Here is a 2,381-nt window from a genome sequence, read left to right on the forward strand (position 1 = left end):
CGCCGCTACCGTGTAGGAGCCGATTCATCGGCGATTGGGTGCTCGCGGCAACCTTCCCCGCTGCCGCGGGATCGCCGATGAATCGGCTCCTACAAGAGCTGGAGCGTTTGCGTCAGTGCAGGTCCTTCTTGCAGGCCTGTGTGGAAACACCCAGCACGGCAGGCAGGACGCGCGGGGTGACGACGATGCGATCGAGGTCGGGCGCGTTGCCGCTGGGATTGCTGAACTGGATAGTGTTCTGGCCTGCATGAAGCGGCACTTCGAGCACCTTTGCCACGGGGTCGTCGAAGCTGCTGCCGTCGAGATTCAGTTCCTTCGCGGCTGCTCCATTGATCGAGAGGAAGAACGAGCGTGGGCCCTGGGTCTGGTAGTCGATTTCGAGCTGGTAGACACCCGCGTACGGAACGGTGACATTGCTAAACGTCACGTTGTTAGCACTACCGCCGCCGATGTTGCCGGCCTTGGCCAGGCCCGAGGCGTAGTTGCTGAAGCCCGCAGTGACCGAGCCACCCAGGGTTGCCGCCTCTGCCTCATACGTGGTGCCGCTGGGCAACGAGGCATCACCGCGGCCGCTGATCACGATGCGATCCAGATCGGGCGGGTAGCTCACGGCGTTGCCGAAACGGATACGGTTCAACCCCTTCTGGAGACACACCGGAACGGTGCTGCTCGAAGGCAACTGGAAGCTGCTTCCGCCGGAGTTGAGTGTCCGGAACGGGCCGTCGTTGACCTGATACAGGTACGAGCGCAGGCCGAGGGTGAGCGAATCGATCTGCATGAGGTAGGTGCCGCTTTGCGGCGCGTAGACCCCTTCGATGCTGACCGTATTGTTGGCACCGAGTCCCAGCCCACCGACCTTGTTGCCATTCGAGCAACCCGGGCAGGCATACGATGCGGCGTTACCACTCAGAACGCCTTGCTCCGCCTCGTAACTGGTCGTCGGCGTCGGCGCAACGTGACCTGGCAAGGACTCAACCAGCATCAGCTGCGTCCCGTGCGGTGCCAAGACAACCTCGTGTTCACCCACCGAGGGACCGAGCTCCTGATGATTCCACAAGTCGCGCATGCGACGCGTGCCGGTCAGGCCGACGAGGTTCCACGGAAGCCGGGCGACGGTGGTCGTCGCATTCATATTGGTCAGCGCGATGTAGTAGCGACCGTTACCCAGATCGCTTACCCAAACGTTGAGATCGCCACCAAGCACCTGCCTGGCGGGTTTACCGGATTGATCCACGGCGAGTACTTCATCATTGGTTGCCAGACGCTTGCCGGTATCGTCCAGTTTCGTCAGATCACCGCCCAGGTACAGCGGGGCATTCGCCATCGCCCAGATCGTCATGGCCGAACGCTTCTCGTCGAGGGTCAGGCCGTCGAGATCACCGTCGCCGATATCCAGCGTGTCCAGATCGTTCCAGCCGGTCTTCGGTCCCGACGTTTCCTGCCAGGCGGGAAGATCGCGAAAGCGCTTCTCGATGCGCGGCCAGTTGGTGAGCGTGGCGCACCGGCCTTCACACTCGACGTCGTCGTCGATGCGACGCCCGTTTGCATAGGTCGTCCAGACGTCCTGGTAATCCTTATCGACCTGCCATGACACCGTCAGCCAGATGGGACGACCCGTCTTCGCGATGGCCTTGGACCAGGCGGCTACGTCGTCACGGTTGTCGATGCTGAGGTCGTCGCTGTACGAACCGGGCGTCACACCATCGAGCTTGATGAAGTCCACGCCCCAGGAAGCAAACAACGCGACCACGGAATCCATGTATTCCTGCGCACCGGGCTTTGAGAAGTCGATCTTGTAATGGTACGGCGAGGTCCCCGGTGCACCGAAGGCGTTACCGGCGCGATACGGCACCGCGAGGATATCGGTGATGTGATACGGCGTGCCCAGAATGGGCGAATTGGCCTGCACCGCCGGTTGCTCCACACCAGGAATCCAGTAGATACCCGCCTTCTGACCGTTGGCGTGGATATGGTCGATCATCGCCTTGATGTCGGGAAACGTCGTGGGATCGGGCGTTGGACGGCCGTTGGCATCGAATCCGCCTTGCCAGCCGGAATCGAGATTGATGTACGTATACCCGTGCGCTTGCAGTCCCGATGTCTTCAGCGCATCCGACTGCTTGATCATGTTGGCCTGGGTAAGGAAGGCCGAATCCAGCGTCTGCTGGCTGAAGCTACTCCAGCCTAGATAAGGCTTCTGACCCACGCCATTCACCTGGGCCGATGCGCTGGCCGCCAGTGACAGCAACCCGCAGGCAACGGCCGCGTGGATCAGGGAAGGCATGAATCGTCGAAGACGCGAGCGTGGCGGTGTGACAACGCGAGGTGCTGGCGAAGCCGTGTGAAAACGCATGGTGCGACTCTCCCTTGCAGACGAAGGA

1 protein-coding gene is annotated in these 2,381 nt (G+C 61.6%); it reads right to left on the reverse strand.

All coding sequences use genetic code 11. The features are described 5' to 3' along the window. Positions 1 to 112: 112 nt before the first annotated feature. Entirely contained in the window at positions 113 to 2,284 is a 2,172-nt protein-coding gene (locus AC1DYM_RS22915; RefSeq protein WP_477342341.1) for an alpha-galactosidase D, read from the reverse strand. Positions 2,285 to 2,381: the final 97 nt, after the last annotated feature.

The organism is Luteibacter sp. P1_D3, assembly GCF_056406135.1.